Annotated in this window: 12 protein-coding genes and 2 pseudogenes; 11 read left to right on the top strand and 3 right to left on the bottom strand. The window is 64.2% G+C overall.

Annotation, left to right across the window (positions count from 1 at the left end; genetic code table 11):
- From VGH68_RS21210 to VGH68_RS21185, 6 genes and pseudogenes are all read left to right on the top strand, one after another.
- Positions 1-119, top strand: a pseudogene (locus VGH68_RS21210) (DUF2946 domain-containing protein); the annotation flags it as partial.
- 105 nt (positions 120-224) lie between these two features.
- A complete protein-coding gene (locus tag VGH68_RS21205) occupies positions 225-1,121 on the top strand; it encodes a hypothetical protein (RefSeq protein WP_331605666.1) in 897 nt (298 codons plus the stop codon).
- A 15-nt stretch (positions 1,122-1,136) separates the two neighbouring features.
- A complete protein-coding gene (locus VGH68_RS21200) occupies positions 1,137-1,508 on the top strand; it encodes a copper resistance CopC family protein (protein ID WP_331605665.1) in 372 nt (123 codons plus the stop codon).
- Between the two features lie 501 nt (positions 1,509-2,009).
- The gene (locus tag VGH68_RS21195; protein WP_331605664.1) at positions 2,010-2,687 is read left to right on the top strand and encodes a CsgG/HfaB family protein; all 678 of its coding nucleotides are present in this window, start codon (positions 2,010-2,012) and stop codon (positions 2,685-2,687) included.
- Positions 2,688-2,845: 158 nt separating this feature from the next.
- Positions 2,846-3,211, top strand: coding sequence for a DUF4810 domain-containing protein (locus VGH68_RS21190; protein ID WP_331605663.1), 366 nt, complete (start codon positions 2,846-2,848; stop codon positions 3,209-3,211).
- Between the two features lie 9 nt (positions 3,212-3,220).
- A complete protein-coding gene (locus VGH68_RS21185; RefSeq protein WP_331605662.1) occupies positions 3,221-3,895 on the top strand; it encodes a DUF799 domain-containing protein in 675 nt (224 codons plus the stop codon).
- A 61-nt stretch (positions 3,896-3,956) separates the two neighbouring features.
- Here VGH68_RS21185 and VGH68_RS21180 read toward each other — a convergent pair whose 3' ends face one another.
- Positions 3,957-4,844, bottom strand: a complete 888-nt coding sequence (locus tag VGH68_RS21180) for a LysR family transcriptional regulator (RefSeq protein ID WP_331605661.1) — start codon at positions 4,842-4,844, stop codon at positions 3,957-3,959.
- Positions 4,845-5,549: 705 nt separating this feature from the next.
- On the opposite strand from VGH68_RS21180, the gene VGH68_RS21175 reads away from it, so the two are divergent.
- Positions 5,550-6,296 carry a glucose 1-dehydrogenase gene (locus VGH68_RS21175; protein ID WP_331605659.1) on the top strand — a complete coding sequence of 249 codons (747 nt, stop codon included), beginning with the start codon at positions 5,550-5,552 and terminating at the stop codon, positions 6,294-6,296.
- Between the two features lie 147 nt (positions 6,297-6,443).
- Here VGH68_RS21175 and VGH68_RS21170 read toward each other — a convergent pair whose 3' ends face one another.
- Entirely contained in the window at positions 6,444-7,340 is an 897-nt protein-coding gene (locus VGH68_RS21170; protein ID WP_331605658.1) for a LysR substrate-binding domain-containing protein, read from the bottom strand.
- 126 nt (positions 7,341-7,466) lie between these two features.
- Between VGH68_RS21170 and VGH68_RS21165 the strand changes: the two genes are divergently transcribed.
- From VGH68_RS21165 to VGH68_RS21150, 4 genes are all read left to right on the top strand, one after another.
- A complete protein-coding gene (locus tag VGH68_RS21165) occupies positions 7,467-8,726 on the top strand; it encodes a 2-aminoethylphosphonate--pyruvate transaminase (RefSeq protein WP_331605657.1) in 1,260 nt (419 codons plus the stop codon).
- 51 nt (positions 8,727-8,777) lie between these two features.
- A complete protein-coding gene (phnX, locus tag VGH68_RS21160; RefSeq protein ID WP_331605656.1) occupies positions 8,778-9,581 on the top strand; it encodes a phosphonoacetaldehyde hydrolase in 804 nt (267 codons plus the stop codon).
- A gap of 230 nt (positions 9,582-9,811) precedes the next feature.
- Positions 9,812-11,146: an argininosuccinate synthase gene (gene argG, locus VGH68_RS21155; protein ID WP_331605655.1), complete on the top strand. Its 1,335-nt coding sequence runs from the start codon at positions 9,812-9,814 to the stop codon at positions 11,144-11,146.
- 310 nt (positions 11,147-11,456) lie between these two features.
- Positions 11,457-11,744, top strand: a complete 288-nt coding sequence (locus tag VGH68_RS21150) for a hypothetical protein (protein ID WP_331605654.1) — start codon at positions 11,457-11,459, stop codon at positions 11,742-11,744.
- A 55-nt stretch (positions 11,745-11,799) separates the two neighbouring features.
- On the opposite strand, the pseudogene VGH68_RS21145 reads toward VGH68_RS21150, so the two are convergent.
- Positions 11,800-13,192 (bottom strand): annotated as a pseudogene (locus tag VGH68_RS21145) (molecular chaperone DnaK); the annotation flags it as partial.

Raw genomic sequence — 13,192 nt, 5'->3', positions numbered from 1 at the left:
GGCTGTTCGTCGTCGCCGTGCGGGCGCTGCAGCACACTGTCGCGACGCGCTTCGAGAGCGTTCGCCGCGTCGAACCGCTCACCTTCGCCCAGCCCCGCGCCCCTCCGTTCTCATCCTGATTCGAGTCATCACGGCGCGATGCCTCGAGCGCATCGCGGCTGCCGCCGCACGTCCATTCGACTGCGCGCGCCGGCATTGTCACGACCTTTGAAACAGGATGAACCATGCAAACCCAAGCAACGCGCAGCGGCACGCCGCTGCGCGCGGCGTCGCTCGTCGCGGCAGCCGCAAGCGTATTGCTGTGCGCGCCTTCACTCGTCAGCGCTCACGCCATTGCTGGCGACCGCGTCTTTCCGTCGACGATGGCCGTCGACGATCCCGGCGTCGGCGACGAAGCCAACTTCGAATACGGCCATCAACGGGTGCCCGGCGACGACGGCGATCAGAGCATCAACACCTTCAGCTTCGAATACGACAAGCTGATCACGTCACGCCTGGCGGTGTCGATCGGAGGCGGCTACGTGATGCAGAACAATCCCCGCGCGCGCGGCTTCGATAACTTCGGCGTCGGCCTCAAGTACCTGCTGTACGTGAACGACGCGCACGAGTTCATGACCTCGATCGGCGTCGATGCCGACCTCGGTGGCACCGGCAGCCGCGCGATCGGCGACAACTTCTCGACGATCTCGCCGACTGTCTACGCCGGCAAGGGCATGGGCGATCTGCCCGATTCGCTCGCGTATCTGCGTCCGGTCGCGATCACGGCGGAGGCGGGCCCGGCGCTGACCACCGGCGCCGGCCAGCCGAACGCGTTCAACTACGGCTTTACCGTGCAGTACAGCCTGCCGTATCTGCAGCAGCACGTACACGACGCGGGCTTGCCGCAGCCGTTTGCGAACCTGATCCCGCTCGTCGAGATTCCGCTGTCGCGCAGCCAGGGGCAGACGACCGGCACGGTCAATCCAGGCTTTATCTGGATCAATCGCTATGGACAGTTCGGCGTCGAGGCGCAGATCCCGGTCAACCGCGCGAGCGGTTCGCACGTCGGCATTCTGGTGCAGGCGCATCTGTTCTTCGACGACATTGCGCCGACTACGATCGGCAAGCCGCTATTTCGCTAACGCAGGAGAAAAATCATGAACAGCAGGATCAAGCGTCGCGCGCTGCGCGCCGCGGCATTGCTCGCCGGCATCGCGCTGGCCGGCTCGGCTTTCGCGCATGTGTTTCCAGAGAAGCAGGAGCCCGGCGCGGGCGCGACGGTCGCGTCACCCGCGCAGGTGAAGGTGACGTTCGACGGACCGCTGGAACCGGCGTTCAGCTCGCTCACCGTCACCGATGCGGGCGGCAGGCAGGTCAGCACGCAAAAGTCGGCGGTCGATGCGCAACAACCGGCCGTGATGACGGTGCCGCTACCGGCGCTCGCGGCCGGGCACTACACCGTACATTGGGTCGCGGTTGCATCGGACGGACATCGCACGCATGGCGATTATGGGTTCGACGTGAAATAACGGACGCACCGGCGCCGCGTGGCGGGTCCATCGGAGATTCGATCACGCGGTGCGTCACGGCGCGTGTGCGGGATCACGGCCAAGTAATCCGCAGTGAACGCGCCGCGGCGATAACCAATATAAAGAGATAAAGCTCGTCGACTCGCCGAATGCCAAATCGCACATTGCTGAATTAACCAATTCGAGATAACGGAAAGCAATCGGACAACCTTTGTTTTTTAAAAGTGTTGCGAGCGCGCATCGCATTTTGCAAAGGGTGACATTTAATAGCAGGCGAACGCGATACCGTACTCAACGGTATTCGTCCTCGGCGCAACGCGGAGCCGGTCGCGACGCTGGCGGTCCGGTATGAAAGTGGCTCGGAAGGCGATTCGAAGCCTGCCTGTTGCGCCACAAAATGCCGGGGCAATATCAAAAACACAGCTCGATCAAGGTCCGCTTCGAAGAACGGACTAATCGAAGAACTATTGATTTCCGATTTTCCAACGGGGGAGTCATCCTTTGAAAACATCCACCAGATTTGGCGCGCTGGCGCTCGTTTCCGTCGCGGCCGCATTCGGCGGTTGCGCGACCGAATCATCGCAGAGCCTGCCGGTGCCGGTAATCAGCAGCGCGCAAACGCCTTATGCGGGCAAAGCGGTCGAAATCGCGCTCGGCAAATTCGATAATCGCTCGAGTTATATGCGCGGCCTGTTCTCGGACAACATCGACCGTCTCGGCAGTCAGGCGAAGACGATTCTCGTCACGCATCTGCAGCAGACCCATCGTTTCAATGTGCTCGATCGTGACAACCTCGACGAAATCAGGCAGGAAGCCGAGTTCATGAAGAAGGCGCAGAACGTGAAGGGCGCGCGCTTCGTCGTGACCGGTGACGTCACCGAGTTCGGCCGCAAGGAAGTCGGCGACCAGCAACTGTTCGGCATCCTCGGTCGCGGCAAGAACCAGATCGCGTATGCGAAGGTGAATCTGAACATCGTCGACACGACGACCTCCGAGGTCGTGCTATCGAGCCAGGGTGCGGGCGAATATCGCCTGTCGAACCGCGAGGTCATCGGTTTCGGCGGTACCGCGAGCTACGACTCGACGCTCAACGGCAAGGTGCTCGACCTGGCGATTCAGGAGGCGGTCAATCGTCTCGTCGAGCAGGTCGACGCCGGGGCACTGCGGGTGGCGAACTGACGGTGCCGGCGGCGATCAGGTGCGAACCGATCGCCGCTGAACCGCACAACCACGTCACGCCAGCACGCGAAGCGCAAGCAGCGCAGCGCGGCTTCGCGCGTTCGTCGTACCTCGCGCGGCCGCGCTATTCACCCAAAAACCATTCATTCGTTTCACCCATGAAAACCACCTTCATCACGAAAAGCGCATGGCTGCCGCTTGCCGCCGCGGCGCTGCTGGCCGGATGCGCGGCGCCGCGACCCGCGCCGCTCTACCAGTGGGACGGCTACCAGCCGCAGGTCTACGAGTATTTCAACGGAAAGTCGAGCCCCGAGCAGCAGATCGACGCGCTCGAAAAAGCGCTGCAAACGATCCGCGCGAAGGGCAACACGCCGCCGCCCGGATTTCACGCGCATCTGGGCATGCTCTACGCGAGCGTCGGGAAAGATCAGCAGGCGAAGCAGGAATTTGCCGCCGAGCAGCAGTTGTTTCCCGAATCGTCGACGTATATGGACTTTCTGCTGAAAAAGCCCAAACAACCGTAAGAGAACGCCATGTTGAAACTGATTTCCGTGAAGCTCGTGTCGGCGCTGTCGGTCGTCGGCCTGCTGGCCGCGTGCGCGACCCAGCAGCCGCACGCTACCGATTACACCGCGTTCAAAAAAGCCCAGCCGCATTCGATTCTCGCGCTGCCGCCGGTGAACGACACCACCGATGTCAGCGCGTCGACGAGCATGCTGTCGCAGATGACGCAGCCGCTCGCCGAGTCCGGCTACTACGTGATTCCGGTCGCGGTGATGGAGGAAACCTTCAAGCAGAACGGGCTGACGGCGCCCGTCGATATCGAGCAGGTCGCGCCGGCGAAGTTGCGTGAGATCTTCGGCGCGGACGCGGTGCTGTTTTCCAGGATCTCGCAGTACGGGTCGGTCTACCAGCTGGTCGATGCGACTACCGTGGTCGCCGCGTCGGCGAAACTGGTCGATCTGAGAACGGGCGACGTGCTGTGGCAGAAAACGGCGAGCGCCAATGGCAAAGAAATGGGCGCGAACGTCGGGGTCGGCGGCGGGCTGATCGTCATGCTCGTGCAGGCGGCGGTCAAGCAGGTCGCGCATTCGTTGATGGACGAAGGCCATGACGTCGCGGGATTGACGAGTTTGCGCCTGCTGTCGGCGGGTCCCCCGGATGGCCTGCTGTACGGGCCGCGTTCGCCGAAGTTCGGCTCGGAGTGAGCGGCGGCGATCCGTCGAAACCGGCACGCGCGATACGTGCCGGTTTTTTTCGTTCCAGCGCTCAGGCTCGTTTGAACAACTGTCGCGCGAGCGAACACATCAGCATCGTCGCCGGCGATTCGTCCTGCAAACGGCGGCTCATGATGATCGGCGACGCGGCACTGGCCGATGGAATCTGCCGGTATACGACTCCATGCGCGCGCAGACCCTCCACGCTCTCCGGCACCAGGCATACGCCAACCTGTGCCGCGACGAGGCCGAGCGCAGTCTGCAATTCCCTCACTTCATGCACGGCCTTGGGCTCCAGCGCCTGATCGTGCATCGCCGAAAGCTGCTGGTCCGCATAGCTCGGCCGCGGCGTGCTCGGATAGACGATCAGCGTTTGCTCGGCGAGCGCGGCGAGCGTCAATGGCTTTTTTTGCCGCGCGAGCGGATGGTCCTGCGGCAACGCGGCGATCATCCGTTCCTCGACGAGCACTTCGCGCGCGAGTTGCGCATCGTCGAAACGCAGCCGGCCGAAGCCCACGTCGATGCGGCCGCCCTTGAGCGCGGCCAGTTGTTCGATCGTGAACATTTCGATCAGCGACAACTCGATATGCGGCGCCGCCTCGCGAAACGCACGGATCACCGCGGGCAGCGCGCCATAGAGCGTCGACGGCACGAAGCCGATCACGATGCGCTCGGCCAGTTGCGCGAGCCGGCGCGTGAGTGGCGCGAGTTCGTCGGCTTCATCGATCAGACGCTTGGCCTGCGTGTAGAAAATGCGCCCGGCTTCGGTGAGCCGCAACGGCCGCGCGCCGCGTTCGAACAGCGGCAAACCCACGCTTTGCTCGATCTGCTGGATCTGCCGGGATAGCGGCGGCTGCGTCATATGCAGACGGTTGGCCGCCCGCGTGATGTTCATCTCCTCGGCGACAGCGATGAAGTAGCGAAGTTGGCGGAATTCCATGCAGACCCTGTGGACAGAGGTTTATCCGATTCCGGCAGCTTGCCGTCCGGACGCGCGTTGTTATCGGGAGATATTTAAAAATCGATCGCGCCCATTCTATTCCGCTATTTTGCGGCATCGATCTGCGCTGCGACCGCAGCAGTCAAGCAGTCCGCGCTGCGCGCCTTAGCCGCAGCTTCTTCGTCTGTCTAGCCGGCTGCGACGTTAAATCGAGCGCGCGCGGATTCGTTTAACGAACACATGACGGCGGCACATATCGAAGGAGGGAAATCGTGTGGTCCATTGTTCTCGATACGCTCGGCGCACTCGCGGTGCTCGCGAGCGTCGCCGCGCAGTTGGCCCTGCCTCGCAAGCACTGACTCATCCGCGCAGCTCGCTCGGCGTCTGTTTACCGCGTTGGCCCGTGAAGTGATGGCGAGGCTCGATGTGCTTCGCGGGTTGACCACCCGCGATCAGTCCACGTGCGACCGCGAAAGCGCAAATCGATCCCGTAAGCGCGGTGTAAATCCCGCTGTCGTGGCTCGACCGCTCGGATTGTTCGCCGCAACCGGCGTATCAATTCGTCTGGAGCCGCTTTATCCACGCGATGCGGGTGTCTACATTGTGTCCAGTGACAGCGCCACTGCATCTGCAGCTTCAGCGGCGCGAACTCCGCGACTTCCCGCGGCGGCGCGCTGGCGCAAACCAATCTGAAAGGACACGACCATGAGCAAGCTCACAGGCAAGGTAGCGGTTGTAACGGGTGGATCGAAAGGCATCGGCGCGGCGATTGCGAAGGCATTGGCCGCGCAGGGCGCGTCGGTGGTGGTGAACTACGCGTCGAGCCGCGCGGGCGCTGAAAAGGTGGTCGCCGATATCGTCGCGGCGGGCGGCCACGCGGTCGCGGTGGGCGGTGACGTATCGAAGGCCGCGGACGCGAAAGGAATCATCGATACGGCGGTCGAAACGTATGGTCGCCTGGACATCGTCGTCAGCAATTCGGGCGTCTATGAGTTCGCGCCGCTCGAAGCGATCACCGAAGCACACTTCCACAAGCAGTTCGATATCAACGTGCTCGGTCTGTTGCTGGTGACGCAAGCGGCGCTCAAGCATCTCGGCGAAGGCGCGAGTATCGTCAACGTGAGTTCGGTGGTAAGCCGTATCACGCCGCCGAACACGGCGGTCTATACGGGCACCAAGGGAGCGGTCGACGCCATCACCGGCTCGCTCGCGAAGGAACTGGGCCCGCGCAAGATCCGCGTCAATTCGGTGAATCCGGGCATGGTCGAAACCGAAGGTGCGCATAGCGCCGGCGTCATCGGTTCCGATATGGAAACGTGGGCGGTCAGCGCGACACCGCTCGGACGCATCGGTCAGCCTGACGATATCGCCGACGTGGTCACCTTCCTCGCATCGGACGACGCGCGCTGGTTGACCGGTGAAAGCCTGATCGCGAGCGGCGGTTCGCGTTAAGCGCGAGCGTTTCGCCAGCACGGCTGGCAGCATCAGCGTGACGTGGTAGGCGTAGCAAGCGAGCGGCGCGGCCGGCGGGATGCAGGCCGCGCCGGTCGTCGTTTGTTCATCGCATGGTCGCGGCTACGCAGCAACGGCGGCCATGTGCTACCTGGCTTGCGCGTGGTTGGCGGCCGCCTGGCCGGCGCCCGCCAACTCCACCGCAAACAGCGCATCGAGCAGATTCGACCCCGGCCGCTCGGCGAGCCGCGTCAGCGATTCGATCATCTGCACCTGGCAGTCCTGTAACGGCACCATCCTGATGCGGCGCGATTCGTTGAACTCCGCGCGCGCGATCACGCCGACCCCCATGCCTTGCGCGACCGCTTGCTCCAGCGCCTCGCGTCCATCGACGTAAAGCACTGGTTCCACCTGCAGCGATGCGCGTACGAGCTCGATTTCGAGCAACTGCTGCGTGACCGACTGCGGCTCGCGGAAAATCATCGGCTGTTTGACGAGTTCCGCGTAGCTGAGCCGGCGTTTCTTCGCGGCCGGGTAGCTCGCCGGCACCATCGCGGCCAATGGCTCGCGCCGCAGCACCCGCGACTCGAGCCGGCTATGCACCTGCGGCGCGGCGGTGATGGCCGCGTCGACCGCGCTCGACAGCACGCGCTGCATGCATTCGGCCGCATTGGCGATCGACAGCGTGACGGTGATGCCCGGATGCCGGCGGCGAAACGCGCCGATCAGCGCGACCGCCAGATCGGGCGCGTCGGCCGCGAGCGATAGCGAACCCGATTCGAGCCCGCCCGCCGATTCGAGCAGTCGCCGCGCGTCGCGCTCGCAACCGACCATCTGCCGGGTGACGCTGAAAAGCCGTAGACCGAGCTCGGTGGTCTCGACACCGCGCGGCCCGCGCTCGAACAGCTTGACGCCATAGTCCTGCTCGAGCCGCCGCACGTGATCGGACACCGCAGGCTGCGTCAGCGACAGTGCCTGCGCTGCCTTCGAAAATCCGCCGTGTTCCGCGACCGCATGAAACGCCCGCAATTGCGCGTATTGCATCTGAGCCTCGCCGCCAGGCCATCGGATAAGTTTTTACGATAACGGCATCGATTATATCGATTTCACCGATGGCGGCCCTTTCTGTACCGTAGGGCCTATCGACATTGGAAATTGGGAGTACCTGCCATGCAAAGCACGAGCGCAGGTTCGGCGGCGAAATTCGCGGCATCGCCGGGCCAGGCGGCGCCCGCGGCGCGTTGCCGCACCGCCCGGTGCGCCGCGCCGGCCGGCGGCGAGCCTTATCTGCTGACGCCGGGCCCGTTGACCACCGCGCGCTCGACCAAGGAAGCGATGCTGCGCGACTGGGGCTCGTGGGACGGCGACTTCCGCGCGATGACCGCGCAACTGCGCGCGAGCCTGCTGGAGATCGCCGGCGACACCGGGGGCGACTACGACTGCGTACCGCTGCAAGGCAGCGGCAGCTACTGCGTCGAAGCGATGCTCGGCTGCCTGATTCCGCGCGACGGCCACGCGCTGGTGCTTGCGAATGGCGCGTACGGCAAGCGCGCGGCCACCACGCTCGCTTATCTTGGCCGCGCCTGCACGCTGCTCGACAAGGGCGACTATCTGCCGCCGCGCGGCGTCGAAGTGGAGCGCATGCTCGACGCGGACCCGAGCATCACGCATGTGGTCGCGATCCATTGCGAAACCAGCTCGGGGATCCTGAATCCGCTCGACGAAATCGCGGCCGTGGTCGCGAACAAGGGCCGCAAGCTGCTGATCGATTCGATGAGCGCATTCGGCGCGGTGCCGCTCGACGTGCGGCAGATCGTCTGCGAAGCGTTCGTGTCGTCGGCGAACAAGTGCATCGAGGGCGTGCCGGGGTTCGGCTTCGTGATCGCGCGCAAGAGCGCGCTACGCGAAGCGAAGGGCCGCAGCCATTCGCTCGCGCTCGACATCCACGATCAATGGGACGTGATGAATCGCACCGGGCAGTGGCGTTTCACGCCGCCCACGCATACGGTGGCCGCGTTTGTCGAGGCGCTGCGTCTTTACTGGCTCGAAGGCGGACAACCGGCGCGACTCGCACGTTACGCGAACAATCGCGATGTGCTGGTGGCCGGCATGCAGGAACTCGGCTTCGAGCCACTGCTGAGTGCGCATTGGCGCTCGCCGATCATCGTGACGTTTTTCTCGCCCGCGCATCCGTCGTTCGAATTCGCGCGCTTCTACGAACTGATGAAGCAGCAGGGCTTCGTCATTTATCCGGGCAAGCTGACGGTGGTGGACAGTTTCCGCATCGGCTGCATCGGTCAGGTGGACGAGCACGTCATGCGTCGCGTGGTCGAGGCCTGCGCGTATTCGCTGCGGGCGATGGGCGTCACGCACGCAGCGCCGCCGCCCGCCGCGCTCGAAGAGCGCAAGGCGCTCGCGCAGGCCGCGTGACACCGGCTCTGCGCGCGCACCACGCACAATTTGGCTCAAGGATTGAAGCAAATGAAGCACGTGAAGGCAGTGATTTTCGATTGGGCCGGCACGGTGGTCGATTACGGTTCCCGCGCGCCGATGGGCGCGTTCGTCGAAACCTTCGAGCAGTTCGGCGTACCGATCACGATCGACGAAGCGCGCGGGCCGATGGGCATGGCCAAGCGCCCGCATATCGCGGCGCTGATGGCGTTGCCGCGCGTCGCGCGCGCATGGGCCGACCGGTACGGCCATGCGCCGGCTGACGCCGATATCGATGCGGTGTACGACGTTTTCGTGCCGAAGAACATCGCGGTCGCCGCGAGCTACAGCGCGGTGATTCCGGGTGTCGCGGCCGTGGCGAGCGCGTTGCGCGGCGACGGCATCCGCATCGGCACGACCACCGGCTATACGCGCGAGATCATCGATGAAATCGTGCCCGGCGCGGCCGCGCAGGGCTTTTGCCCGGACAGCATCGTGTGTACCGGCGACACGCCGGAAGGACGGCCGTCGCCGTACATGATCTACCGGACGCTGCCGCAACTGGGGGTGTGGCGCGCAAAAGAGGCGATCAAGGTCGACGACACCGAGGTCGGCATCGAGGAAGGCATCAACGGCGGCACGTGGGCGGTCGGTGTCGCGGTGAGCGGCAACGCCTTCGGCATGAGCGAGGCCGAGGTGAAGGCACTGCCGGCCGACGAATTCGCGAGACGCCGCCACCACGCGGTCGAAAAGCTCAAGACGGCGGGCGCGCATTACGTGATCGACAGCGTCGCCGATCTGATGCCGGTCGTGTACGACATCGACGCAAGGCTTGCGCGTGGCGAGCGGCCTTGAAGTAACGGTGAGCGCAGTAGGTAAGGGCAGCGGGCTGAAAACGATTGATCATCCGAGCGCGGCAAACGCCTTGTTGTGGCAATCGGTGGGGCCTGGCAAGCGGGCAAAATCGCAAGGCCGGATGGCGGTTCAGGCTATACTCCCGCGTATCTTGCCTGATCGCCGGGCTTGCCCGATACTCTGCTGTTCCCTCCAAATCTCCCCGTACGTCGAGTTGACTGCTACTGCATATGAGTACAATTCTTGAAAATGTTCCGGTTGGCCAGAAGGTCGGCATTGCTTTTTCCGGTGGCCTCGACACCAGCGCCGCGCTGCACTGGATGCGCCAGAAGGGCGCGGTGCCGTACGCGTACACGGCCAACCTCGGTCAACCCGACGAAGACGACTACGATTCGATCCCGCGTCGCGCGACGCAATATGGCGCCGAAGGCGCGCGCCTGATCGACTGCCGCGCGCAACTGGTCGCGGAAGGCATCGCGGCGCTGCAGTGCGGCGCGTTCCATATCTCGACAGCGGGCGTCACCTACTTCAACACGACGCCGATCGGCCGCGCGGTGACCGGCACGATGCTCGTCGCCGCGATGAAGGAAGACGGCGTCAATATCTGGGGCGACGGCAGCACGTACAAGGGCAACGACATCGAGCGTTTCTACCGCTACGGTCTGCTCGTGAATCCGGATCTGAAGATCTACAAGCCGTGGCTCGACCAGCTGTTCATCGACGAACTCGGCGGCCGCGCCGAAATGTCCGAATTCATGCGCCAGTCGGGCTTCGATTACAAGATGTCGGCGGAAAAAGCGTATTCGACCGACTCGAATCTGCTCGGCGCGACGCACGAAGCGAAGGACCTCGAAAGCCTCGAGTCCGGCATCAGGATCGTCAATCCGATCATGGGCGTCGCGTTCTGGCGCGACGATGTGCAAGTCGCGAAAGAAGAAGTGACGATCCGTTTCGAGGAAGGCCAACCGGTCGCGCTGAACGGCAAGACCTTCGCGAATCAGGTCGAACTGCTGCTCGAAGCGAATCGTATCGGCGGCCGTCATGGCTTAGGCATGAGCGACCAGATCGAGAACCGCATCATCGAGGCGAAAAGCCGCGGCATCTATGAAGCGCCGGGCCTCGCGCTGCTGCATATCGCGTACGAGCGTCTCGTGACCGGCATCCATAACGAAGACACGATCGAGCAGTACCGCGACAATGGCCGCCGCCTCGGCCGTCTGCTGTATCAGGGCCGCTGGTTCGATCCGCAGGCGATCATGCTGCGCGAAACCGCGCAGCGCTGGGTCGCGCGCGCGATCACCGGCGAAGTGACGGTGGAACTGCGCCGCGGCAACGACTACTCGATCGTCAGCACGAAATCGCCGAACCTCACGTATCAGCCGGAGCGTCTGTCGATGGAGAAGGTCGCGTCGACGTTCTCGCCGCGCGACCGCATCGGTCAACTGACGATGCGCAACCTCGACATCACCGATACGCGCGACAAGCTGCGGATCTACTCGCAGGTCGGTCTGCTGTCGTCGAACGACACGTCGGCGCTGCCGCAGGTAAAGGGCGACAACGAGTAACGCGCGTTCCGATGAGCGAGGCTCCCGTGGGGGCCTTCGAACTTCGTTGAACACCGCATCGACAGATGGGCCGGCTCGCCAGGGTCGGCCCATTTTCATTCGACTCTGTTGGACTCCATCGGACGCGAACACACTGCGTTTCACTGCAGTGGCCTGCTGGCAAAGCGCAATGATCTGCTCAATGCCGCGCGGCGTTGTCGCACCTCCCTCACACGGTACGCGTAAAAATTATTCGGACAAGTTGCGCGTGCATCGATCGTCCATCAGGTTCTCTTAAGGTTGCACTGCTCAGATAAGAAGTCGAACAACGGTGAGAACAACAACGATGATCCGTGGACGCAAATCACGCCACGTGGCCGACAAGCAGCAGTATCGGTCGACCTATGTGGTGGAGCTGGCGCGTGGCAGCTCCTATATCGCGAGCACGCTGAGCCCTGAGAGTCTGCATGCGGCGATTGCCGAGGTGCTGCGTGATTTCACGCTGCAATACGGCGCCGACACGCTGGCGCTGTTTCGCGAGCTGCTCGCGGAAAGTCTCGAAGACCGCGGCAATCATCGCGCCGCGCAGGCGGTCTGCGATTTCGAGCCGCCCAGGTAGCCAAGCTCCGCGACAACCGTGGCGGTGGAGCCCCAGTTGCCCGCACAGATGCCCATCAGCCGCCGATCAATTTCACCCCTACCGGCAGCGACTCGCCGAATACGCGGCCTTCGTCGGCGTCATCGAGCGCGACCGTCTGGCTAACCATCGTGATCCACGTGCGCGGCGCGTTCGCGGCTTCGAGACGCCGCACGAGTGTGGCGCGCAGATCGCTGGCCAGATCGCGCGAGCGGTCGCCGGTCATGCGGGCGATCTGCACGGCCGCGAATGCCGCGGGGTCGACTTTCTTCCAGTCGAGCTTCAGGATCGCATCGAGCCATTGCGCGGCGACGCCGGGCGGCACGACGCTGTGCGCGCTGCCGTAGAACGGCTGCCGCGCGCCGATGCGCCCGACCGCCCACCAGCTCTGATGATTTTCCGCGGGCTTGCGCAAACGTTCGAGCACCGCCTCGCCGAGTTCGATCTTGCGTTCGACGGGAATCCGTTCGAGCGATGCGCCGAGGCGCACCATGTCGGCCAGGCCGGTCTTCGCGACGTCGAACGGCAGCTTATGACGCGATTGCGCGGCCTTTTGCAGATAGTCCATTGCATCCAGCACGCGCAATTGCGCGTGCTCGTCCAGCCCGCCTGCCGCGCGACGCCACAGCGTCCACCATTCCGACCACACCTGGCTGTCGCCGACGTACTGGATGCCGTCGTCGAACAGCGACCACAACTGCTCGACGCGCCATTCGTCGAGCGGATAGCCGAAGCCGGGCCGCACACAATAGCCGGCGAGATGCAGCCACAGGCGTTCGTGAGCCGCCGAGCGGCGCCGGCGGCGCGCGCGTTCCCACAGTGCGCCGAATAGTTCACGCAGCAATGCGCTGTTCCAGCTATCGCGCGGCCCGAGCAGATGTTCGAGCTGCGCGCGCAGCCGTTTGATTTCCTTCGGATCGACGTTGTGCGCGCGCGCGCCGAACGAGCGGTCGATCAACTCGATCGCGCGATCGAGCATAGGGTGGCGCTCGGGCACGCCGCCGGCGGCCAGGTTCACCTGCGCGGCTTCGCGGCGTAGCTGGAATTCCAGCAGCCAGCGTTGCGCGGGATCGTCGAGCTCGATGCAATGGACCTCGAGCGTGCCGACCTCGGTCAACGATGTCGCGATGCGCACCGCGGTCTCGCGCGCGCGGTGAGCGTCGCGCGGTTGCACGACCGTGGCGATCGGCGGCAACCGCACGAACTCGCCGCTCGTCAGATCGACCAGCTCGCCCGCCTGATAGACGGTGTCCGCGCTCGACGACACCAGGTGAAAGCGCACCGGATGGCCGAGGCGCAGTGCGAAGGTGCGGTCCGCGATCAGGATTTCGTGGCCTTCCTCGGTGCCGCGCGGCAGCAGGCAGATGCCGCGTTGCGCGGCTTGGGAGGCTTGCGCGGCTTGGGAGGCTTGCGCGGCTTGGGAGGCTTGC

Source organism: Paraburkholderia sp., from assembly GCF_036488505.1.
Classification (GTDB): Bacteria; Pseudomonadota; Gammaproteobacteria; order Burkholderiales; family Burkholderiaceae; genus Paraburkholderia.
Note: the sequence above shows the minus strand (reverse complement) of the source record. Positions and strands in the feature narration are given on the sequence as shown.

What these genes read in the sequence shown, in the direction of transcription:
- VGH68_RS21180 (WP_331605661.1), bottom strand. Translation starts at nt 4,844, where the DNA reads ATGGAATTCCGCCAACTTCGCTACTTCATCGCTGTCGCCGAGGAGATG.
- argG (WP_331605655.1), top strand. Translation starts at nt 9,812, where the DNA reads ATGAGTACAATTCTTGAAAATGTTCCGGTTGGCCAGAAGGTCGGCATT.
- VGH68_RS21190 (WP_331605663.1), top strand. Translation starts at nt 2,846, where the DNA reads ATGAAAACCACCTTCATCACGAAAAGCGCATGGCTGCCGCTTGCCGCC.
- VGH68_RS21200 (WP_331605665.1), top strand. Translation starts at nt 1,137, where the DNA reads ATGAACAGCAGGATCAAGCGTCGCGCGCTGCGCGCCGCGGCATTGCTC.
- VGH68_RS21205 (WP_331605666.1), top strand. Translation starts at nt 225, where the DNA reads ATGCAAACCCAAGCAACGCGCAGCGGCACGCCGCTGCGCGCGGCGTCG.
- VGH68_RS21175 (WP_331605659.1), top strand. Translation starts at nt 5,550, where the DNA reads ATGAGCAAGCTCACAGGCAAGGTAGCGGTTGTAACGGGTGGATCGAAA.
- phnX (WP_331605656.1), top strand. Translation starts at nt 8,778, where the DNA reads ATGAAGCACGTGAAGGCAGTGATTTTCGATTGGGCCGGCACGGTGGTC.
- VGH68_RS21165 (WP_331605657.1), top strand. Translation starts at nt 7,467, where the DNA reads ATGCAAAGCACGAGCGCAGGTTCGGCGGCGAAATTCGCGGCATCGCCG.
- VGH68_RS21185 (WP_331605662.1), top strand. Translation starts at nt 3,221, where the DNA reads ATGTTGAAACTGATTTCCGTGAAGCTCGTGTCGGCGCTGTCGGTCGTC.
- VGH68_RS21170 (WP_331605658.1), bottom strand. Translation starts at nt 7,340, where the DNA reads ATGCAATACGCGCAATTGCGGGCGTTTCATGCGGTCGCGGAACACGGC.